This is a genomic window from Candidatus Thiodiazotropha endolucinida, assembly GCF_001715975.1.
GTDB classification, from domain to species: Bacteria; Pseudomonadota; Gammaproteobacteria; order Chromatiales; family Chromatiaceae; genus Thiodiazotropha; species Thiodiazotropha endolucinida.
The window spans coordinates 113814-137738 of the sequence record NZ_MARB01000009.1; the positions used below are offsets into that span (position 1 = coordinate 113814).

General features: G+C 54.2%; 16 protein-coding genes. 14 read left to right on the forward strand and 2 right to left on the reverse strand.

The features are described 5' to 3' along the window. The first annotated feature begins 204 nt into the window (after positions 1–204). From rsgA to CODIS_RS09500, 12 genes are all read left to right on the forward strand, one after another. On the forward strand, positions 205–1275 hold the full coding sequence (gene rsgA / locus CODIS_RS09450) for a ribosome small subunit-dependent GTPase A (protein ID WP_069124424.1): 1071 nt from the start codon (positions 205–207) through the stop codon (positions 1273–1275). 176 nt (positions 1276–1451) lie between these two features. Next, on the forward strand, positions 1452–2054 hold the full coding sequence (locus CODIS_RS09455; protein ID WP_069124426.1) for a CBS domain-containing protein: 603 nt from the start codon (positions 1452–1454) through the stop codon (positions 2052–2054). A 216-nt stretch (positions 2055–2270) separates the two neighbouring features. Further along, a complete protein-coding gene (locus CODIS_RS09460) occupies positions 2271–3590 on the forward strand; it encodes an efflux RND transporter periplasmic adaptor subunit (RefSeq protein WP_069124429.1) in 1320 nt (439 codons plus the stop codon). Then, complete coding sequence (locus CODIS_RS21380) at positions 3587–3736, forward strand: hypothetical protein (protein ID WP_235615183.1); 150 nt, start codon at positions 3587–3589, stop codon at positions 3734–3736. The genes CODIS_RS09460 and CODIS_RS21380 overlap by 4 nt, the downstream gene beginning before the upstream one ends. Positions 3737–3791: 55 nt before the next feature. Beyond that, positions 3792–6734, forward strand: a complete 2943-nt coding sequence (locus CODIS_RS09465; protein WP_235615188.1) for an efflux RND transporter permease subunit — start codon at positions 3792–3794, stop codon at positions 6732–6734. A gap of 180 nt (positions 6735–6914) precedes the next feature. Beyond that, positions 6915–7262: a hypothetical protein gene (locus tag CODIS_RS09470; RefSeq protein ID WP_069124432.1), complete on the forward strand. Its 348-nt coding sequence runs from the start codon at positions 6915–6917 to the stop codon at positions 7260–7262. A 260-nt stretch (positions 7263–7522) separates the two neighbouring features. Then, the gene (locus CODIS_RS09475) at positions 7523–9289 is read left to right on the forward strand and encodes a SulP family inorganic anion transporter (protein ID WP_235615184.1); all 1767 of its coding nucleotides are present in this window, start codon (positions 7523–7525) and stop codon (positions 9287–9289) included. A gap of 59 nt (positions 9290–9348) precedes the next feature. Further along, positions 9349–10809 carry a complex I subunit 4 family protein gene (locus CODIS_RS09480; RefSeq protein ID WP_069124434.1) on the forward strand — a complete coding sequence of 487 codons (1461 nt, stop codon included), beginning with the start codon at positions 9349–9351 and terminating at the stop codon, positions 10807–10809. A gap of 10 nt (positions 10810–10819) precedes the next feature. Further along, positions 10820–14140, forward strand: a complete 3321-nt coding sequence (locus tag CODIS_RS09485) for a DUF2309 domain-containing protein (protein ID WP_069124436.1) — start codon at positions 10820–10822, stop codon at positions 14138–14140. Continuing rightward, positions 14133–15689, forward strand: a complete 1557-nt coding sequence (locus CODIS_RS09490) for a proton-conducting transporter transmembrane domain-containing protein (protein ID WP_069124443.1) — start codon at positions 14133–14135, stop codon at positions 15687–15689. The genes CODIS_RS09485 and CODIS_RS09490 overlap by 8 nt, the downstream gene beginning before the upstream one ends. A gap of 10 nt (positions 15690–15699) precedes the next feature. Next, the gene (locus CODIS_RS09495; protein ID WP_235615185.1) at positions 15700–17214 is read left to right on the forward strand and encodes a complex I subunit 4 family protein; all 1515 of its coding nucleotides are present in this window, start codon (positions 15700–15702) and stop codon (positions 17212–17214) included. Positions 17215–17225: 11 nt separating this feature from the next. Next, a complete protein-coding gene (locus CODIS_RS09500; protein ID WP_069124445.1) occupies positions 17226–18728 on the forward strand; it encodes a complex I subunit 4 family protein in 1503 nt (500 codons plus the stop codon). Positions 18729–19094: 366 nt separating this feature from the next. Here the strand turns inward: CODIS_RS09500 and CODIS_RS09505 are convergent, their stop codons facing one another. Next, entirely contained in the window at positions 19095–20156 is a 1062-nt protein-coding gene (locus tag CODIS_RS09505) for a carboxysome shell carbonic anhydrase domain-containg protein (RefSeq protein WP_069124447.1), read from the reverse strand. 243 nt (positions 20157–20399) lie between these two features. Between CODIS_RS09505 and CODIS_RS09510 the strand changes: the two genes are divergently transcribed. Further along, on the forward strand, positions 20400–20630 hold the full coding sequence (locus CODIS_RS09510; RefSeq protein ID WP_069124450.1) for a BolA/IbaG family iron-sulfur metabolism protein: 231 nt from the start codon (positions 20400–20402) through the stop codon (positions 20628–20630). A 313-nt stretch (positions 20631–20943) separates the two neighbouring features. Beyond that, positions 20944–21927: a malate dehydrogenase gene (locus CODIS_RS09515; RefSeq protein WP_069124452.1), complete on the forward strand. Its 984-nt coding sequence runs from the start codon at positions 20944–20946 to the stop codon at positions 21925–21927. Positions 21928–22202: 275 nt separating this feature from the next. Here the strand turns inward: CODIS_RS09515 and CODIS_RS09520 are convergent, their stop codons facing one another. Next, entirely contained in the window at positions 22203–23603 is a 1401-nt protein-coding gene (locus tag CODIS_RS09520) for a sodium:solute symporter family protein (protein ID WP_069124456.1), read from the reverse strand. Between the last annotated feature and the right edge of the window lie 322 nt (positions 23604–23925).

Below are 23925 nucleotides of genomic sequence, written 5' to 3' on the forward strand. Positions count from 1 at the left end.
CGTTTAGATGATTGTTATCCACTATTTGCAGGCCAGCATTAAGGGTTAGACGCGCATTCGAAACAGTTCCTGACAGGAACTCCCACGCTCAGCTCTCCTCTCATTGCCCGGCCTGTATGCCGGGATTCAAATGAATCCCAATAGTATCAGCATGTCAACATTGGCACGTGCTGTTTCGTCATGCATTATTTTGGGATAACAACAATGCAAATTCACAACCTTGTTGACTTGGGCTGGAGTCATTATTTTCAGTCTCAGCTCGATCTGAAATCACTTGAATCACAACTTCCATTTCGTGTTGTTGCCGTACAACGCAACCTCATTGAGTGTGTTGGCCTGGATAGCGAGAATCAACAAAAGAACCTCCAATTATCCACCTATTACTGGCGAGACGAACCGCCCGAAGGACGCCCTGCAATTGGGGATTGGTTGTTGGTCGACCTGGATTTTCAACCGCTTCGGATACTTGAGCGCAAATCGCTTATCAAGCGTAGAAGCGCGGGAAGAGAATCATCAGTTCAACTCATAGCATCAAATATAGATACCGTATTCATCGTCACCTCATGCAATGATGAATTCAGCATCAACAGGATAGAGCGCTATTTATCCATCGCTGCCGAGTCCAATATTCACTGTGTAGTGGTGTTGACAAAAATTGATTTGTGTTCTGATACCAGGCCCTATTTCGAGGCCATATCGCATGACCACCCGAACCTGCAAGTCGAGATGGTGAATGCCACAGACGCCCCGAGTCTCTGTGCGTTGAAAAAATGGATTGAGCCTGGGCAAACAGTGGCATTGCTCGGTTCATCCGGCGTTGGCAAATCAACCATCATCAATAGTCTGAAAGGGAATCAAGACCAGACTACAGCCGCTGTTCGCGAAAGCGACAGTAAAGGACGTCATACTACGACATCCAGAAGTCTGCATTGCTTACCCGGAGGCGGGCTACTGCTCGACAACCCGGGCATGAGGGAATTACAGATGATCGATACTGAAGAAGGCATAAAAACCGCATTTTCAGATATCGATAGTCTGGCGAAAAAGTGCCGATATAAGAATTGCCGCCATACGACCGAACCCGGATGCGCCGTTATCGAGCAGATTAAAGCAGGCAGGCTTGAGCAGCGTCGTCTCGATAACTACCATAAATTACTGTCAGAACAGATACGCAACAACGAGTCTCTTGCAGAACGGCGATACAATGACAGGGCACTGGGTCGTTTTTATAAGAACGCGCTAAAAAGCTCCAGGCGATTTAAATCCAGAGAATGAGAATTTAGCTAGGGCCTGTTAACACCTGCACAGGAAATCCTAAAAAGCCGCAGCACACGGGATGCCGGTTTCACCGGCACTCCTTCCCATGGTCGATATGACTGAAACGCCATGTTCGCGTCTTTTCTCCCTCTTCCTGCGCTTGCTCTTTTTCAGAACATCGATCCGAACTGGGAATGTTTACTATCGCTGGCGCGGAATTTGCAAAAAACAGTTTCATCGACTACAGACAGAAGGCTGTCAACAGTCACTATAACAACAGGGCCGCATACATGGCATGTAACTTGAGCACGTTGATCTCGGAATCTGTCGCTTCCCTTGAAAGCGACACCGATATACAGACCGCGGCAGCCTATATGGCGGAATGCGGACTCGGTTCACTTGTGGTTACCGAAAATGGTGAGGTTATCGGACTGTTCACCGAGCGTGACCTGTTGACGCGCGTTGTTGGTGCGGGCAAGGATGCGGATGCACTAAATTTGGGCGAGGTCTGTACCCGCAACCTGATCTCCGTCTCCTCCGACAGTTCCTGCGCCTATGCCATCAAGCTGATGCGCCGCAATCGCTGCCGCCGTCTCCTGGTCTACCGCAATGACAATCTCCAGGGTTTGGTCAATATGTCGGAAGTCGCCCACGCCCTGGCTGATCACAACTCTTCCAAGAACATCCTTGTCAACCTGGTGGGGGGGATCACATTGGTTGTCGTGCTGGCGGTGATCGGCATGTTGATCTCCCACATCCCTGACATGATACAGCTCGCTGACCGCACCCTGAAGTAGGGCCCATCGCTCTACTGTATGCCCAATTGCTTCCGCTCTTTGAGAGTGAGATCATTAGGCTGTTGCCCTGCCCGGAATAGACCGGTTTTCCCCGCTGGGTCGATGCGTTACTGAAATCATTGCTTGGCCAGGTTTCAGTATCACAATATCTCGGTTCTATAGATTGCGTGCCCGGCATCGTGTCTATTGACCCGTTCACCATGGTACCCACTCACTATGCTTGATAACCATCCCCATTGGCGCAAATTGCTGATCCTGCCCCCCATCGCACTGGGTATCCTGGTACTGATGGTGATGGCCGGCAACAGACAGCCACCACTGAAGGTGGAGCGAGGCGAACCCACCAAACTGGTACGCACCGTGGAGGCCCGCCAGCTCGAACTGGTTCCGGTGGCGGAAGGGTATGGTACCGTGCAGCCCGCTCGGGTCTGGAACGCGGTGGCGCAGGTGGCAGGCCGCATCGTTGATATCCATCCACGACTCAGAGACGGTGAAATCATCAGCGAAGGCAGTCTGCTGGTGCAGATCGATCCCGCCGATTATCAGCTCAACCTGGCCCAGGCCGAGGCGGAACTGGCCGAATTGGAGGTGGAGGCATCGAATGCCAAGGCCTCGCTGTCGATCGAAGAGCGCAGTCTGGGCATTGCGCAACGGGAGTTTCAACGGGTCAGCAAACTGGCAAAAAAAGGCACCGCATCCCAGAGCGCCGTGGATGACACCGAACGCAACCTGCTTGCCAGTCGGAATGCGGTACAGAATGTCAAAAACACCCTGGCGTTGATACCCACCAAGCGCAAGGTCCTGGCGGCCAAGCGGACCCAGGCCGAGCGGGACCTGCAGAATACCCGCCTGCTCGCACCATTCAATTTGCGGGTTGCCAACATGAGTATCGAGGTCGACCAATATGTCGGCAAGGGGGAGACCCTGCTTGCCGGGGATGCGGTGGATCGGGTCGAGATCATCGCGCGATTCCCCATGGCATCCCTGCGTCGACTCTTTATCGGTCGCGAGCGGCGGGATATCACCACCGATATCCTGGAGGGTAATCTTGCGGACTTCGTCGCGCTGAAACCCCGGGTCAGGCTCGATCTGGGTACGACTATCGCCGAGTGGGAGGCTGAGTTCGTACGATTCAGTGACAACGTGGATCCGGAGACCCGCACCATGGGTGTTGTGGTCGCCGTCGACAGACCCTTCGAGAAGATCGAACCGGGTATCCGCCCGCCCCTCTCGAAAGGGATGTTCGTGCAGGTTCTGTTGCAGGGAAAACCGCAACCCGAACGTATCGTCATACCCCGTTCCGCAATCAGGGATGGCGTCGTCTACCTGGCCGATGAGGAGAATCGCCTGCGCCGTCAGCCGGTGGATCTGCTGTTCAGTCAGGGAGAGATCAGCATCATCGCATCCGGCGTAACCGCCGGCCAGAAGATCATCGTTTCCGACCTGGTGCCTGCCGTCAGTGGTATGCGGCTCGAAACAAAGACGGACACAGAGATCGAAGAGGCGCTTACTGCCGCCGCGAAGGGTGAACAATGATCGACTGGTTTGCCCGGCATCCCACCGCCGCCAACCTGCTGATGGCGTCGATCATGATTCTCGGCCTGACCGCCCTGCCCGGTCTGCAGCGGGAAACCCTGCCGGAGATCCAGAACGACAAAGTCGAGGTCCGGGTCGTCTACTAAAGGGGCAACCGCGGATGAGGTCGAGGATGCCGTCTGCCGCCGCCTGGAGGATGCCCTGGAGGGGATCAGCAGCCTGGATGAGATGACCTGTGAATCACGCGAGGGCCTGGGCGTGGCCACCGCGGTGATGCTGGAAGGGGCGCAGATGACCCGCTTCCTCGATGATGTGAATGCGGAGATCGACGCCATCGATGACTTCCCTGCCGAGACCGAGCTGCCGGTGATCGAGGAGTTGGGCCGAACCGACGCGGTGATCTCCATAGCGGTAACCGGTCCGGACGACCCGGTGGCCTTGAAGGCCTATGCGGAACACCTCAAGTCCAAACTGCTGACACAAGAGAAGATCGCCGAGGTCACTATCAACGGCTTCTCGGATCACCATATACGGATTGAAATTCCTGCCTGGCGACTTCGGCAATATGGCCTGTCTGCACAGGATGTGGCCAACGCCATCGGCCGGCACAGCATCAGCACCCCAGCCGGACGCCTGGAAGGAGACAGGGAAGAGATCCTGTTGCGCTTCGACGATCAACGCAAGCAGGTGGATGATTTTTATGACCTGGTGGTGATCTCCGGCAGCAGCGGCGCCACTATCCGGCTCGGCGATATCGCGCGCATCACCGATCGCTTCGATCGTGACGAGGAGAAGATCAGCTTCAATGGCCAGCGTGCGGCCGTTCTCAATATTGCCAAGACCCGTTCACAGGATATTCTAAACGTCCTCGCCAGGGTGGAGACGTTCGTGGCGAGGGAAAACCTGACCGCCCCGGAAGGTCTCCAGCTGACGCTGACCCAGGACCGCGCCTCGGTGGTTCAGGATCGGCTCGATATGCTGGTGCGCAACGGTGCCCAGGGTCTTGTGGCGGTGTTTTTCGTACTCTGGCTGTTTTTCAGCTTCCGTTACAGTTTCTGGGTAACCATGGGTCTGCCGGTCTCCTTTCTCGGCGCCCTCTTCATCCTGCCGGTCATCGGCGTCACCATCAATATGATCTCCATGGTAGGACTGTTGATCGGCATTGGTCTGTTGATGGATGATGCGATCGTCATCGCCGAGAATATCGCCTCGCGTATGGCCAAGGGTGATAAACCGCTGCAAGCCGCAATCACCGGTGTGCGCCAGGTATTGCCCGGCATCGCCTCCTCTTTTGCCACCACACTGCTGGTGTTCGGCTCCCTTGCCTTTATCACAGGGGATATCGGTCAAATCCTGCGCATCATGCCGATGGTCTTGATCATGGTCATCAGTGTCAGTCTGCTGGAGGCCTTCCTGATTCTGCCGCACCATTTAAGCCACTCCCTGGCGCACATGAATCGCAAGCGGGTCTCCCGCTTCAGGGAACGGTTTGAAACCGGCTTTGACCACCTTCGAGAAGCATTCTTCGGCCCCCTGCTGGACCGCGCCATCGAGTATCGCTATATGACCCTCGGTATCGTGCTGATGCTGCTTATCCTCGCCGTGGCCATGCCGGTGGGCGGAAAACTGAAGTTCGTCGGATTTCCCGACCTTGACGGCGATGTCATCGAGGCCCGGGTCCTGCTGCCCCAGGGGACACCCCTGGCACACACTGAATCCATCGTGCACGAGATAACTACTGCACTGCAGCGCACCAACCAGGCGTTCCTGCAACAGCAGCCGGAGCAGCAGCCGCTGGTGGAGAACATCACTGTCATCTATGGTCAGAACCCGGACGCCTATGAAACCGGCCCCCATGTCGCCCGTGTGGTTGCCGACCTGCTCAGCGCCGAGATCAGAAACGCAAAACTGGATGACGTGATCAACCGCTGGCGCCATGAGACGGGCGTGCTCACCGACGTGATTTCGGTGAAATTCACCGAACCCACCTTCGGCCCGGGCGGGCGCCCCATCGATCTGCGTTTGATGGGGTATGACCTGGCGCGTCTGAAACAGGCTTCCAACGAACTGCAGGACTGGCTCAACGCCCACCAGGGGGTGAATGATCTGAGTGATGATCTGCGTCCCGGAAAACGGGAATACCGGCTCCATTTAAAGCCGGGAGCGGGTGTATTGGGACTCAATGCACAACAGGTTGCGGAACAGGTCCGGGCCTCCTATCAGGGTATCAAGATCGACGAGTTTCCCGTCGGACCCGAGACCTACGAAGTCAATCTCAGGCTGATCGCGGATGACCGCACAGACGCGGAAGATCTCTACAATCTCAGCATCACCGGCCCCGGCGGCTCCCTCATCCCCCTCTCCGTGGTAGCCGATATCGAGGAGGTCAGAGGCTGGGCCCGTATCAATCGGGTCAACCGGCAACGGACCGTCACCCTGCAGGGCGACGTGGACCGCAGCAAGGCCAATGCGCAGGAGCTGTTGGCATTGGCCAAGAGCAGTTTCATTCCCGAACTCCTGGAGCGCTACCCCGATATCCAATTCGATATCCAGGGAGAGAGCAAGGAGTCGGCGAAGACGGGCCAGTCTATCGTGCGCAATGTCTTGCTCGGACTGGTCGGTGTCTATATGTTGCTGGCGCTGCAATTCAAAGGCTATCTCGCTCCCATCACAGTGATGATAGTGATCCCGTCGGCATTGATCGGTGTGATTTTCGGCCACATGGCCCTGGGGCTCGATCTGACCATGCCCAGTATCGTCGGCATGGCCTCCCTGTTTGGCGTGGTCGTCAATGATTCGATCCTGCTGGTGGTCTTTATCCGTGACCACCGCGCCGCGGGGATACCCGTTGTCGTGGCCGCCAAACAGGCAGGTCGGGCGCGGTTCAGACCAATCCTGTTAACATCGATCAGTACCATTGCAGGATTGTCCCCCCTACTGCTGGAAAAGAGCCTGCAGGCGCAGATCCTGATTCCCCTCGCCGCCAGCATCGCCTTTGGCCTGACGGCCGCGACCCTGGTGGCGCTGTTTCTGGTCCCCGCCGTCTACTGTATTCTCGATGACTTCAATCTGATCGGAAAACTGCATGACGAAACCGATGAAGAGATTGCAGCGGGAGCCACAACCTCCTCCCCAGGTCCCTGAAACATTTGTCGCTCGTTAGTTGCGCACTCATTTATTGGCTAGCGCCAAAATAGGGCTGATCTCTGCAAGGCGGCCGATAAAGGGTTATAGTTAGAGTAAGGTCAATATTGCATTCAAGAATCATGGCCATCGGCTTGCAAAGCTCAGCTGTCAGCGCTGCGCAGGTGGAGGAAATAGCAAATGCGCATCAGTGAATATCGTATTCACTGTGAGATGTGTGAGTTGCTGTCCCATCGGGACGGCGCGCGCGGCTTTACCGTTCAAGTTCCCATCGATACCGAATCGCAACAAAAAGAGCGGCTTATTGCGACAATTCATTGCCTGATCAATAAGCAATCACACCAATTGACCCTCCGCGGCCTGAATGACTCAAGCGGACAGGTCGTCAACCTTTCCAAACCTGAAAACGACAAGCTAGCATCGGTGCTGAAAAGTGTGGAAGAAGACTGTTTATGCGGCAATGCAAAAATCTGCCCGCAACGCATCGTAGAACTTGTATCAAAGTTGCACGATGGGACAAAAGTGTGATTCCACTTTCAATTGTAAAGGATATCCTATAGTATTAGCAGGTCTTAATATAGACCGTCAGCACGGTCTGAGATGGGGCCTGAGTCGATGATCCAGGTATAAAAACATAGCTTACTAAGAAGTTCGGTCATACTTCCGTAGACCCGCAAAAACGAGGTCTCGGCGGCGTCCAAGCAGCTGCATTGCCGCAATCCAATTCGTCGCAGATAAGTCGTTAAGAGCAACCGGTAAGCACCTAACTCCATTAGGTGAAAACGATCATGTGGGAGCATATACAGAGTCTGATGGCAGGCTGGAAAGGGGCATTCATCCCATTTCTGAGCTGGATCGGAGAGATTAAGGACAGAGAGACGGTCAGGGCCGATATTATCGCAGGTATTACCGTCGCCCTGGTGCTGGTGCCTCAATCGATGGCCTATGCCCAACTTGCCGGTCTTCCGGTCTACTACGGTCTCTACGCCTCGTTTCTCCCACCCATGGTCGCTGCCTTTTTCGGCTCGTCGCGGCAATTGGCAACCGGCCCGGTAGCCGTGGTGTCGCTGATGACTGCGGCAGCCCTTGAACCCATTGCCACCTCCCCCGACACCTATCTGGCCTATGCTGTGCTGTTGGCCTTCATGGTCGGTATATTTCAGATGTTTCTCGGCCTGTTCAAGCTCGGCGTACTGGTTGACTTCCTCTCTCACCCTGTAGTGGTCGGCTTCACAAACGCCGGCGCCCTGATTATCGCGACCTCCCAACTGGGCAAAGTTTTTGGCGTCTCCGTGGAACGAGAGGCCCATCACTACGAGACCGTATGGAACACCGTCTTGGCGGCCATGGAGAATACCCACGTCTCAACCTTGGGGATGGCGATTCTGGCATTTGCCATAATGTGGGGTATCCGCCGCTACGCCCCCAACTTTCCCGGTGTCCTGATCGCGGTTGTCGTTACCACCCTGATCGCCTGGCTCGCCGGATTCAATGAAGCCGGCGGTAGAGTGGTAGGCGACATACCCAAAGGCCTGCCTGCCTTGTCACTGCCGATTTTTGACGTTAAGACAGTCTGGCAACTGATTCCCGCGGCTATCACCATCTCTCTGATCGGCTTTATGGAGGCTATCTCCATTGCCAAGGCGATGGCCGCCCGGACCCGCCAACGCCTGAACGCCAATCAGGAGCTCATCGGACAAGGGCTCTCCAATGTAGTGGCCAGCGTGTTCTCCGGTTATCCGGTCTCAGGCTCGTTTTCCCGTTCCGCAGTTAATATCAATGCGGGTGCAATCACCGGGTTCTCCTCGATCGTCACCGGCCTGGTGGTGATGATCACCTTGATCTTCCTGACCCCGCTGCTCTATCACCTGCCGCAGGCCACCCTGGCAGCCGTGATCATCATGGCGGTCATCAATCTGATCAAGATCGATCCGATCATCCACGCCTGGAAGGCGCAGCCCCATGACGCGATCGTTGCGGTCATCACCTTTGTCCTGACCCTGATTTTCGCACCCCATCTCGACAAGGGCATTATCATCGGCGTACTCCTCTCGCTGGGACTCTTCCTATGGCGCACCATGCGGCCCCGCTTCGCCCAGCTCTCCCGATACAAAGACGGCACCATGCGCGATATCCGGGTACGTCATCTGCCGACCAGCCCGGTGATCTCCGTAGTACGATTCGACGGGTCACTCTATTTCGCCAGCGCGGGCTATTTCGAAACCAAGATACTTGGCGTGGTTGCCGCCAATCCGGAGTTGAAATACATCATTCTGGATGGTGAAGCCATCAATCAGATCGACGCCACCGGAGAGGAAGTCCTGCACCACTTGTGGGAACGGCTGCAGGCACAGGGAATCCACCTCGTAATCGCGCGCATGAAGAAACAGTTCATGGACACGATTCGACGTACAGGGTTGAAGGATAAGATGGGTGACGACACCTTCTATTCTCGCATCGGTCTGGCGCTGAACTATGTCTGGAACCAGTTGGGTGACTCCTACGACAGAGAGAATTGCCCTCTGCGTTCTCCAATCGGCGTCGGCAAGGAATGACATCATGACGCGGTTTCAAGATACCCTGACGTGCTAACACGTCAGGTATCTATAGTCATATGCCCGATCTGAGTTATCTTCTCCTGACACCATTCGTTGGTGCACTCGCTATCACTTTCCTGCCCCGTGATGCGAGCTGGGCCATACGTGCAACCGCCCTATTTGCATCGGCGATGACCTTCGCGCTTTCTTGGGTCTATATCGGCGACTTCGATTACGACCAGGCAGGCTTGCAGTTTTTTCATCAGACAGAGTGGAACACCCGCCTCGGCACCTCCTTTGCGCTGGGTCTGGACGGCTTCTCCTATCCCATGGTGCTGCTGGCTACCCTGTTGAGCCTGGTGGCGCTTCTCGCCTCTACAGCCATTAGCGAGAGAGTCAAGGGCTACTATATTCTGGTACTTCTGCTGGAATCGGCGATGCTCGGTGTCTTCATGGCGCAGGACTGGTCGCTGTTTTACGTATTTTGGGAGTTGACCCTGATCCCGTTGTTCTTTCTCATCGACCGCTGGGGGGGAAAAAACCGCCACGGCGCGGCGCTGAATTTCGTCCTCTACACCATGGGCGGCTCGGTATTCATGCTGATAAGCCTGCTGGTGTTGTTCGATGCCGTACCGGGTCACAGCTTCTCCATGTCCGCAATGGCTGAGAGCGGACGTACCCTGCCGCAGCACACCCAGATATTGATTTTTCTCGGTTTTCTGGTCGGTTTCGGGGTAAAGATGCCAATCTTCCCCCTCCACGGCTGGCTCCCACTGGCCCATGTCGAGGCGCCGAGCCCAATCTCTATACTGCTATCGGGCATTCTGTTGAAAATGGGTTCATACGGACTGATTCGCGCTGCGGGTATGCTGCCGGATGCGGTGCTCGCACTTCAGGATATTCTTGCCACACTCGCCTTTGTCAGCCTAATCTACGGTGGATTATTGGCCTGGAGGCACAGCGATCTGAAAGCGATGATCGCCTACTCATCCGTGAGCCATATGGGGGTCGTTCTACTCGGGATTGCAGCACTCAACCTGGCCGGTCTGCACGGTGCCTTGATGCAGATGGTCGCCCACGGACTGGTGGCGGGTTCGCTGTTCCTCTTGATCGGCTTGCTCTACGAACGGACCCGCACGCGTGAAGTGACCGACTACAGCTCGCTTGTGAGGGTGATGCCAAGGTTCGCATTTTTCACCACTCTTGCCTTTATTGCCGCTGTCTCACTCCCCGGTACGGCTGGATTCATTGCAGAGCTCAACGCCTTGATTGGCGGATTCGCCCGCTGGGGATGGGTCGCCGCCCTGTTGACCATCGGTGTACTTCTCAGCGCCGCCTATGCAGTGCGCACCATCAGTCAGCTATTTACCGGACCGGTTCGCCCCGGCATGCAGAATGTGGAGGATCTACGCCCCACCGAGCTGCTGGCGGCTGGCACCTTGGCGGCTGGCACCCTGCTGCTTGGATTCATGCCCGGTCCAGTGCTCAACCTGGTGAATGCCTCCGCGGTCCAACTTTCAAGCCTGTTCTCATTGTAGGGGTGCCTATATGAATCAGAGCCACACCAAGCACAGCGATATCCGGGAGCAGATCAGAGAGGCGATCGAACACCTGCAGCATATACTTCCCAGTCAGGCACCGATTCGGGACTTCGTTCACCACAATACCCTGCATGGCTTTCAGCACCTGCCCTTCCAGGAGGCCCTCGCCACCACCCGCCGCATAACCGGCGCCCGTGGTTTCCTGCCGCTGGAAAAGTATCGTGATTACTATTACCAGGGTCGGATATCCCCCGAAGACCTGATCAGTTGTGTCGAGTTAGAGAGAGATCTGGAACCGCAAACACGCTTGGCCGATACGGCCCACGCATCACTCAGTCGAGGCGACATCATCGTTGCGGTGATGAGCATGCCCTATCAGCCTGTATCCGGCGGCCAACTCAACTGGCAGATAGAGGAGAATCGTGTCCTTGAACGGCTCCGGCCCGATCTTCCCAAAACAAGCCGAAATCGTCTGCTGAGCAATGCTCAAGAGAGCGGATTGACAACGGAATCGGCTGCAGTGAGCGACCTGTGGGACGCCTGCCTCCAGGTCCTCCACCTGGAGCATGAATCCACTCACCCGGAGGAGTTGCTCGATTTAGCCCCGGAGCAGGCCGAAACACTGCTGCATGACATGCTCGATGTGGCAAACAGCGGGGGGGACAGCCCCAATACAACCACCCAACTGATGCAGCAGACGGCCACCGATCGCTTCGACATGCTGCTCGAACGTTTGGGCCGTGACATGACCATGAGGGATCTTTTATTGGCCACAACCGGTCATGATCTGCTGGATGATTTACGTCCGCAGTTGATCAGAGACCTCTCGAGTTTTCTCGATCAGGGAGTGGCTAGCTGGCGCCCCCTCTCCCCATCCAAAGGTTTTTATCACTACTGGTGCGAACGGGTGGAACTGGATCTCGACTGGCAATTGCGAAACATCGAGGGATGGCAGCAACATCTTGAACTGCTTCAAAGTGATCCGCTGGAAACCATTATCAGCGAGCTGCATCGACTGGGATTGGCAAGGGACCAGTGGACGGGTTACCTGGAGCGATTGGCATTGGAACTGCCCGGTTGGTCCGGCATGGTACTCTGGCGTCACTTTCATCCAGGTTATGAATCACTCTCCGCCCGTATCGATATGCTCGATTATCTCGCAGTACGGTTGATCCTGGAGAGAATCTACGCCCACAATCTCTGCGCACGCCTGTTCAATATCGAATCCAGTATCGATATGTTGCGTTGGTATTTTCACCATCAGGCCGACGAATTCACCGTCCGTGAAGCGCTCTTCAACAGCCGATTACCGGAATATCTGGCCAGCCGTGCCCAGCGTGCCGTGCATGCGCCCGCCGACACGGATGGGGGTGATAACGCGGCACGCTGGCAACACCTTGCCCAATTGATCTGGACCTGGCGTCAAAGCAGCGGCAGTTACGAGAACAACACTCAACCGACACTTTGCCAGGGTGCCTGGCCCCTTTTCCAGCTGATGCAGCAACTCGGCTGGTGCGGTGACGAAGTACGCTGCCTCACCTACGAACATATCCTGGCAATCTTCGAGACGGTTGACGCACTCGATGAAGACCGCATGGGTTTCATCTGGCTCCGGGCCTACGAAAAACAGTATCGGGACCAGATCCTCAACGCACTGGCAAAAAACCGTGAACGGGGTGCCTGGCCGGATCGGGAAGATAGGCCTGCCGCACAAGTGATCTTCTGCATGGATGACCGTGAAGAGGGAACTCGCAGGCATCTCGAGGAGCTCTATCCGGAGGTGGAGACCCTGGGTACTGCGGCACACTTCAGCGTACCGCATAACTGGCGGGGCCTGGATGACAGCTGTGCCGGACCCCAGGCACCGGTCATCCCCACGCCTGTGATCCCGGTTCATGACGTCAGAGAAACACCGGCAGAGCACAACCTGGAAACCGGCAGATTGCATCAACGTCGCCATCAGCTGCTGAAAAAAGGCCAACAACTGCTATTGCAAAACACACGCCGCGGAGCACTGCTGCCCGGATTGTTGACGGCAATAGCCGCACCCGCAACCCTGGCTGTTTTGATTGGCAAGATTCTGGCGCCCAGACCCTTTGGTCGGTTGTTGAGCTATCTTCGACAGGGCATTGAAAAACCGGTAACAACCCGCATTGAGTACAGCGCCCCGAACGACAGTCCGGAGGCGACCATTGAATCACCCCGTCCGGGCTTCACTGATACTGAACAGGCGGATCGGGTACAGGCCATGCTGAAGAGCATGGGACTGCTCAATGGTTTCGCTCCATTGGTCACCATTATCGGCCACGGTTCACGTAATCAGAACAACCCACATAACTCGGCATATAATTGCGGCGCTTGTTCCGGACGCTTCAGCGGCCCGAATGCACGCCTCGTCGCCGGTATGGCCAACCGGCCCGAGGTAAGAGCCATTTTAGCCGAACGCGGAATTGTCGTCCCACAGGACACCTGGTTCATCGGTGCGGAACACGATACCTGTGGGGAGGTCATTGATTGGTACGACCTCGACCAAATCCCCGACGCGCTGCAGCCGTCACAACAGAAACTGGCAAAGGCTTGCGAGCAGGCGTGCCATCTGCATGCCCAGGAACGATGCAGGCGTCTTGCCTCCGCACCCAGGCAGCCGAATCCTAAGCAGGCCTTTAACCACGTCCTCGGCCGTTCCCTCGACTTTTCACAGGTCAGGCCTGAACTTGGCCATGCCACCAATGCCTGTGCATTCATCGGCCGGCGATCCATCAGTCGGGGGGCGTTTTTCGACCGGCGCGCCTTCCTTATCTCCTACGATGCATCACATGATCCAACCGGAGAGGTGCTGGAGCGACATCTGCTGATCAATGGTGCGGTAGGTGCCGGGATCAATCTCGAATATTACTTCTCAACAGTGGATAATGAGCACTATGGCTGCGGTTCCAAGGTCACGCACAACGTGACCGGCTTCCTTGGGATAATGGAAGGCGCCAGCTCCGATCTGCGCACCGGACTGCCGCGACAAATGATCGAGATACATGAAGCGATGCGCCTCCTGGCGGTGGTTGAAGCCAGTACCGAAAGACTGACAGAGATCTACCAGCGTCAACCACCTTTACAGGAGCTGGTGGGGAATGGCTGGGTAGTGTTGGTGGCGATGGATCCCGACAAGGGTGAATTCCACTTGTTCGATCCCGAATCGGGTTGGGTTGCATGGCAACCCGATGAAAAGGCGATCACAGCTGTGCCCAGCTCGGCTGACTGGTATGCAGGATCAACAGGACCATTGCGGCCCGCATTGATCAAGACCCCGGAGGAGATGGCTGTAGATGCTTAAGCAATACGCGTGGCTCATCCCTCTCCTGCCCTGGCTGGCCTCCGGATGGATCGGTATCGGCTACATCCTGAACTTCAATCGCGGTGAGGCGGGCGAAAGGCAGACTTCACTGGTTGCCCTGGGCGCCGGCGCCGGCTCCTTGCTGTTGTCGCTGGCCCTGGCACTTGAAGCAGTGGTCCACGGAGCGCCAGGACAGCTGGTTTTAGGTACCTGGTTCGATAGCGGCGAGATTCACCTGCCGATCAGCTTAAGCCTGGATACGACCGGTCTTTCACTACTCACAGTGGTGACACTGATCGTATTTTTGACGTTGAAGTTTTCCGTCAACTACATGCATCGCGAACCTGGATACCAGCGCATCTTCATACTGTTCTGCCTGTTTGCCGGCGGCATGGAGCTCATCGTTTTGGCAGGGAACGCACTGCTCGCCTTCGTCGGCTGGGAGATTGTTGGCGTTACTTCCTATCTACTCATCGGATACGCAATCGATCGACAGACAGCGACCAGGAACGCGGTTCGGGTTTTTGTAACCAACCGTGTCGGTGACACCGGTTTCATCATCGGCATCGCCCTCTCAATCTTCTGGCTCGGGGGAGTAGAATGGTCACAGATCAATAGTGAAGCTGAAAACATCGAGACCCTCACGGCCGGTGTGATCGCCAGCGGTTTTGTGATAGCCGCATTGGTCAAATCGGCTCAACTGCCGTTTGCTCCCTGGATATCCCAAGCATTGGAAGGCCCAACACCCTCATCCGCCATCTTCTACAGCTCCTTGATGGTGCATGCGGGCGTCATTCTGCTGATTCGCCTGGCGCCGCTACTCGAACAAGCCCCTGCGATCATGATCACCATTGCCATCCTTGGATTGCTGACTGTGATCTACGGCTGGCTTGCCGGACTGACTCAATCCGATATTAAAAGCTCCCTCATGTTCGCCACCACATCCCAGGTCGGTTTGATGTTCTTCTGGTGCGGTATGGGGTGGTTTACCCTGGCCGCCTGGCATCTGAGCCTGCATGCCGTATGGCGCTTGTTTCAATTCCTCGCATCACCGGCATTGGTCAATCAGATCGATCACGCCACACCACCGCCACCGACCTGGCTGGCACGCTGGCGCTGGCTACATAATGCGGCCCTGCAACGCTTCTGGCTCGACGCATTGTCCGATGCGCTCCTGGTGCGCCCTACAGTATCCCTGGCGAAGGATGTGCAGTTCTTTGATGAGCAGATCGTGACACGTGTCATCGGACTGCCCGTCTATACCAGGAGCGTCTCTTCGCTCACCCAATGGGAAGAGTTACAGAAAAGAAGCTCCACCGATCAAGTGGGTGCTGTGGGCCAGGGTACCGGACTGGCCGGTAAATTCATGACATGGCTCGCCAATATTCTGTATTGGTTTGAATCCCGTCTGGTACTGAGAGGTGGTGGCGAAGCCTTGTTGAAAAACCTCCATCGCGTGGGTGGAGTACTCGAACGGGTCGATCAGCTATTGTCCAAACCGCGCTACCTGATCGTGTTGGTCGTGGCCACATTCGTGGTGATCCTGTGAGGGCCAAAGCGTGACAATAGATATCCTCCACTGGTCAACGCAGATCTCTTATCCGATTCTGACGCTGCTACAACTGCTACCGCTGGCTACCGTGTTGCTGCTGTGGCTGATGCGCCACCACAGCTGGCTTGCGCCGGCGGGCATTGCCGCTGCGCTCCTGGAGTTTCTGCTGAGTATCGATCTGTGGCGTCACTATGATACCGATATGGCGGGTTTTCAGTTCGTCGAGCAAGCCCAGATACTGCCGCAACTGACCTATCATGCCGGCGTCGATGGCATATCGGTCATTTTCATTCTCCTGACGGGGCTGCTGACTCTGTTGATTACACTGTACGGCTTGGTACGCGATTTAAAACCCTTCTACCGCCTCTACATGGCGGTCTTTGCAGTGCAGGCCTGCCTGATGGGGCTCTTCGTCACCCTCAATCTACTCTGGTTCGTGCTGTTGTCTGCGGTACAAATCGGCTTCATAGGTTATCTTTTATGGCGTTGGGGCAACTCACCGGATAAGGAGCTGGCGCTAAGACGGTTTTATCAGTTCATGTCCGTGAGTGTGCTGCTGTTGATTGCGGGCACCCTGTTGATGGGATGGAACTATTCAGACAGTCATAATGGCGTCTGGAGCTTCAACCTACTCCACCTTGCACAAACACCGGTCTCAGAGACCTTCCGTTCAGTCGCCTTCTTTCTGCTCTTTTACGGACTGGCCATACGCACACCGCTCTTCCCACTGCACGGCTGGCTGCCGCTGATTGCGGAACACGGTAACGTGGCAGTCGCACCCACACTACTGCTTGGCCTCAAGATCGGTATCTATGGCCTGTTGCGATTCGTCCTGCCGTTATTGCCGACCGCTGTCATTGAGTGGCACAACTATGTGGCCCTGTTCGCACTCATTGGTATTTTCTACGCCGCATTTCTGGCAATGATGCAGAACAATCTGCGTCGCTTACTTGCCTATGCCGTGATCTCGCATACGGGTATTCTGATATTGGGCATCTTCAGCCTGGAGCATGCCGCGTTTATGGGCAGTGTTATCCTCTCCGCCACTTTTGGCCTCGCCCTCGCTGCATTGGTATTTACCACCGGTCTGTTGTTTCGTCGTACTCACACGACCCTGCTGCACAACCTGGGCGGTCTGTTCGATTCCCTGCCCTTTCTCGGTATCACCTTTCTGATCGGCGGTCTTGCCATCATCGGTATGCCGGGTACACCGGGTTTCGACGCCGTACACCTTATTCTTGAATCTGCCATTCACAAATTCGGTGCTTTAGTGACCATCGCATCCGCATTGGGCAATGTAGTCGCGGCAGGTTTTCTGTTGTGGGCTTTCCAACGTGCTTTCCTGGCGCCCCGTCCCAGTGGCAGACAACCGTTTCAGGTTATACCCATTTCAAAGCCGGAAGTGTTCGTGGTGAGCGCTCTGATAATCATCCTATTGAGTGCCGGTTTCTTTATAGAACCCTGGCTGACCCTGATTGATAAACCGCTCGCTGCATTGAGCTCCATATATACCGCCCATTGAGACTGCTGCAAATGGGATCACTCCAAGCAATGACCGATCTACCGCTACTTTCAACACTGCTGCTGCTGCCACTTGCGGGCGCCGGTGCGATCTGGTTTTTTCCAGTCTCCTGGGCCCGTATGGTCACCCTGGCTACACTACTCTGCGCCCTGCTCCCGGCGATCGCCATCGTGGTACTGCTGGAGAACGATAATCCGGGCTTTCAGTTCATTGAACACTACCCCTGGATACCCGCGCTGGATGCCAACTTCAGATTTGGCGTCGATGGTTTGTCGGCAGCGTTTCTACCTTTGACGATACTGCTGTTCATTGCTGCAACCCTTGCATCCTGGACCCATATCCGAGGCTTGCAAAGAGTCTACTTCAACCTGTTGCTGCTGTTCGCGACCGCCACCCTTGGTGTCTTCATGAGCATCGATGTGCTGGCCTTTTTTCTGTTTTGGGAATTGACCCTTGCACCCCTCTATTTCCTGATCAGCCTGTGGGGAATCGGCCCCCATCGGCGCTATGCGGCGACTAAATACACCCTGTTCATGCTGGCCGGGGGCATACCATTGCTGTTGGCGATTGCGGTTCTTGCCTTCAATCATGCCGAGATCGCCGGCGCCATACCACCGGAAGGACTCACGTTTGATTACCAGACCCTGCTCGATACCCCTCTTCCAGCCGGACTCGAGGTCATCGTATTCCTGTTTCTGCTGGTGGGCTTTGCCGTCAAGACCCCTCTCTTTCCGCTCCATACCTGGCTGCCAATTGTCGCCCTCGAAGGTCCCGCACCGGTTGCCGCGCTGCTGGTGGGTATCAAACTGGGCGCCTATGGCATTATTCGCTTTGCCGTCCCGCTGGCCCCGGCCGCCGCCCAGGAACTGCATTGGCTACTGGCCGGTCTGGGCGTCATCGGCCTGCTGTATGGTGCATTGGCAGCCACCAATCAGACAAATCTCAGACGCATGCTGGCCTACTCCTCCATGAGCCATGTGGGGCTGGTGATTTTGGGTCTCGCCTCGTTTAACCTACAGGGTCTGCAGGGTGCTGTTTTCCAGTTGCTCAACTTTGTCGTCATAGCAGGAGGTCTGTTCCTGCTTACCGGTTATCTGCACCATCGTTTGGGGTCCACCGATTTGATCCATCTTGGGGGTGTGGCACAGACAATGCCATTGCTCGCAGCCTTCTTCATGTTTCTGGGCCTGGCCTCATTGGGTATTCCCGGAACCAGTGGATTTCCGGCAGAACTGCTGATCCTCATCAGTGCCCTTGAAACCCACACGGGTGCCGGACTCGCCGCCCTGTTCGGGCTCATCATCGGCACCGGCTATCTGTTGAACAGCTATCGCCAAAGCTTCTTCGGACCGATCACTGACGGCCAGGTAAGCGCCGGTCAGGATCTGCGCCCTAAGGAGCTGGCCATCATGATGCTGTTTTCACTTCTGGTGCTGGTTTTCGGGCTGTTTCCCGGAGTAGTCCTGAACTTGATGGAATCGACGGCCGGCTTATGGCTGATGCGATTGCAATGAGTCCGTAAATGGTTTTATTGCATGCTATGCTGCATAGCCATTGCATGATCGGTACAATGCGCAGTTTTTTTCCTGCGTAGATACCATCTCTCCCTTACCCCCACAAGTAGCTATATTCTGGCTCCCACGGTCCCCCGTGGGAATCCATACCTAGTTTTCCTATTGTGCTGAGGTCTGCATTCCCACGCTAGAGCGTAGGAACGAGGAAATACGGGGTAGTGGAAGTGTAGGGTGCGGCTTGCCGCACCATAAAACTGTCTAAATTTATTCGCCCTTATGCTGTAAAGAAAAGCAACACCATCTTGGCGAATCAGATAGATTATTTGTTTTATTAGCGTTCATTTGCGTTCATTTGCGGACTGAATATCACCCAACCGACAGCATCTCCAGATGCCGGGAATGCCAATTCAATACAGCGGTCTTGACCTTCATCTTCTTGGCCAGTTCAGGGTGGGAAACACGGATCCGCTCGGCGGCAAAGTTACTCAGAAACTTCGACTTCACCTCGGCCCGCGCCCTGTCCACGCCGACATCATGGAAAGGTACGGAAGCCAGCAGCAAAAAGCCGTCGTCAGGTATGCGTCCAGCCTCCATGTTGCTCTGAATAATTCCCGCTGCCTTATCGATGGGGTCCGCAAGGTTGGGGCTATAGGGACCGATGATCAGTGCAAGATTCGGCGTATGCAGAAAATCGAAGCCGCGACCGATACAGATCATCCATTCACGATGTACAATATCCAGCTCCCGCTGCATCTGTCGCGCCTCTTCCACGTGATCCAGATTACCCGCCACCAGCGGCAACAGATCCTGCCGCATCTGCGCCGACATATCGGGAAAAAGCGCCTCCAGTCGGGGCAGTAGTGTATCTTTGTCGCTCAGCTTCAGATCCGCCATATTGAGCTGTTCACCTGTCGATCCATGCAGGATCAGTGCATCATCGTCTGTTTCAAATCCGCACACAATAGGATATACGGTGGCATGATCATCACCGAACACCTCTTCCACTTGCCGCTTGATCTGATAGGTATGGGATCTTGCTGCCTCGGTATCGTAATTGAAGCCGGCACAGCCTCGTTGAGGATCGCCTTTCGAAAAGTGATAGGTAATCAAGGTCATCACCCGCCTGCCATCCGAGACCACGTTTTGAACGTAGCTCGCCAAGACTTCTCCGAGGTGCGGCCAACCGAGATCGAATATGCCACCGAGATTTCGGAATGGCTGAATAATTCCCTGGGGTGTATTGGTCGCAATGGGTATGTTGATACGACCATCCATACACTTCAGCACGGCGATCGAGGTGGGATGCTCCGAGAGATATCGTGTGCGGGCGAGCCAGCTACCGGGTTTACTGTATTTCTCTGAATGGGTACTTGCATGGTTGATCAACCATTCAATACGATCCTGAATGGGTTTATTATGGATATCCATGGTCTTTCCTACTGATAACGGGTAGTGAGAACTTGCCCCAAGTTTATTGTGCTGTCAATCTTCTTCATACAATGGATGACGAGGATCGGATATCACTCAACATATAGGCCCACTATCTCGTGGAAATCGCTCGATCAGATACAAGTCGAAAAATATCCACAAAAAGATACGATTAAATTATCCGTCTCTTAATGAAATGATGCGCTTCCCACTCCCTCTATTTCATCAAGGTAAACATTGTCAATGAACCAACAAGACCTGATCAATCGAATAAAAGACCTCTACCCGGATGCCGAAGTCACTGTTTCCGGTGAAAGCTGCAGCTTTGAGGTGAATGTCACCACACCGGCATTCGACAACATGAAGAGTCTGCAAAGACAACGCTCCATCCTGACCCTCTTCAATCAAGAGATAGGCAGCGGTGAACTGCACGCATTGACGGTTCGTGCAAAAACCCCGGAAGAGCTTCAGTAAACATAATCGACGTATTTATATAAACTCTGCATACCGACTTTTAGCTATTGATTTTTTAGGAATTTATGCCTGATTTACGACCCTTGCAACAGGGTTTGAGTGGAGCATGCGCCTGAGGCTGATGAGATGAATTGTGGATCGGGCCACGAATAGCCACTTTGCCTTATAAGACCCCGGATCACAGGATGACACTAAGCTGAAAACTTGGAAATATCTAATACTTTCTATTGAAGTATATGGGCTGTCTAATGATACATATACAACTATACTTATCTCGCCATCCAACAAATTTATAAGAGAGAGGATTACCTGAATGAAACCCGCAGTAAAAGTCACAATCACCGGTGCCGCAGGACACATCGGCTATGCACTGGTCTTTCGAATTGCATCCGGCGCCATGTTTGGCCCTGATCAACCTGTGATTCTCAGACTGCTTGAGATACCGCAATCCATGTCGTCATTGAGTGGCGTTGGCATGGAACTGGAGGATTGCGCCTTCCCACTGCTGCACGATATCGTCATGACGGACAATCCCGAGATCGGATTCAGGGGAACGGATTACGCCATCCTGATTGGGGCGAAGCCACGCAGCAAGGGTATGGAGCGCAAGGACCTGATTACCGAAAACGCCAAGATCTTCTCTCATCAAGGCAAGGCAATCAATGACCACGCTTCACGAGATGTAAAAGTCCTTGTGGTGGGTAACCCGGCGAACACCAACGCACTGATCGCCGCTTCCAATGCCCCTGATCTGAACAAGCGCCAATTCACCGCGATGACCCGCCTGGACCACAACCGCGCCATCGGTCAGCTGGCCGGCAAGACCAACTCCCTGGTTGCGGATATCAAACGAGTGACGGTTTGGGGCAACCATTCGATGACCCAATTCCCCCACATCGACAATTGTGAGATCGCCGGCAAGCCGGTCTACGACCTGGTATCGCAGGATTGGGCCATAGACCACTTCATTCCCAGAGTTCAGCGCCGCGGTGCCGAGATCATCGAAGCACGGGGGCTCTCCTCCGCTGCATCAGCGGCCGATGCCATTGTCGATCATATGCATGACTGGGCGCTCGGCACCCCTGAGGGCGACTGGGTCAGTATGGCCATCCCTTCCGACGGAAGCTACGGTATCGAGGAAGGCTTAGTCTATTCCTATCCTGTCACATGCAAGGACGGAAACTACGAAATCGTACAGGGACTGGATCTGGACGAATTCAGCGTATCCCGCCTCAAGGCATCCCAGAAGGAGCTACTTGAAGAACGGGCGATCATCCAGGACCTGCTGCCCGGTTGACCTGATCAATACTACGTTTCTGCCCCTTGTTTCTGGGCTTGTATCAACAGGCCCCAGGCTGGGGCAGAAACTAAATTAGAATAGGGTCCATACTAGGGCCTGTTAACACTAATCCAATGCGCCGTACTGGCGCATGTATTACAGCAATTGTTAACGATTTCTGAGGTCATCGAAATTTTTCACAGCACTAAACAGTACAATCCCACCCACACACATCGGGATAATGGAAATAAGAATTAATACAATCGTCATAGTACCGCTCCATTCATAATTGATCATTTATCGACTGAATAAGGCTTGATAGGTTGCAACAAATAGCTTTTGCTGCTCTTACTTCCCAAGAGACCCGCAAGTAGAGTACCCACAGCACATGCTAAAAGACCTGGGTAAATGGAAGGCACACCTGATGGCTCTTCGAACACTGTTATCCATAATACAGTCACTACGCCCCCCGCTATAATCCCGGCTGGCCCTGCTATTGGTGGTATTTCCCTATAAAACAGAGCTACCAGAAGCGGGATGACTATCGTTGGAGCCCATAGGGTATACGCAATCAAGAGCGCATCGATAATTGATGGAACATATAGTGCGATGACCATACTAGCCAAACCAATGAGAAAACAAATAGCTTTTGTCGTCGTGAGTTGTGGGTTATTTGCGTCTTTCGACTTAACAACCTGGTGTATATCTCTTGTAAATGATACTGAGGCGCTATTTAGAAATGAATCTTGGCTGCTGGCAATTATTGCTGTAATCGAAGCAAGCGCCAGACCTGTAACGCCTGCCGGAAGAACATCTTTTACGAGAGTAATAAACACCTCGTCTGCTGGCACACCAGGCATTTTGCTTACGCCCAATACTCCTATTAATCCAGCTACTAGGAACCAAATCGCGCTGAACAGTCCCGCATATATAAATGCCCTTTTTGCATCACTAGCAGTACGTGCAGAGAATGCACGTGCCGCATATGGGGGCAGTAAAAATTCGCCGAGGAGAAAGCTACCTGCCAACACAATAAAAGTGGCAAGAGGCATATCAGGATTTTCGAATGAAATAGCTTCAATCGCAGGACTGAAGTTCGTATCGAACAACAAGAATAAGAGAATGAGAGGGATACCAATAGTAATAAGTACGAACTGCATAACATCTGTGAATACGTCCGCTTTAATCCCCCCAATTGTGCTGTATAAGAGTACGATCAACATACTGACTACAATCGAGATGGTAGAATTGATACCTGTGATTACATTAACAAAGGTTCCCGTAGCTTTTGCGATTGCACCGACGATAGCAACTGAGATTACGATGGCAATGACACCCGTAAGAACCTTAGCCAGCGGTCCATATGCGGCTCCCATGACATCCCCTAAGGTCAAGGCGTTCGGGAACTGACGGAGCCTTGGTGCCACGAAAACTCCCGTTAGGAGCATTTGAATAGCAAAAAAAGAAAAGATGACTACCCATATTAGCCCATCCGTCGAGCTTTTCTCTATAAGGCCTGTCGTGAAACCTGGTCCGATTGCGGTTGCGGAGAGCGTTGCAAATGCAATAACCGAAGTGAATTGTCGGCGGCCTACTGCAAAATCGCCCATGGTCTTTGCTTGCCTAACGACGAGCAACACTGCAATGATGAAAATCAAGTAACCCGCATACACAAACATATCGAGCAGGTCCATAAACTCTCCGATCGTTTCGATATTGCTGCTTAGTGACGATTAAGTCTACGCAATTCTTATGCCACGATGAAGTGATATTTTATTTTTTAACTACTGTCTTTTATGAACCTGCTGGAATTGCAGATCAAGTCGTGAAAATTCTCTGCTGCAAGATTGAACCTCGTGTCAGGATGCTCTCGCAGTGGGCTAGATGAAATTTCAGACCACTCGGTGGAGTCGGACTTTATAGTCTGGCATAGGTTTCTCCTACACGGTTTTTTTAGTCGAACTATGAAGGTTATCCAGACCGTTGCTTTGGTAAAACCTATGCGAGCCCCGCAGA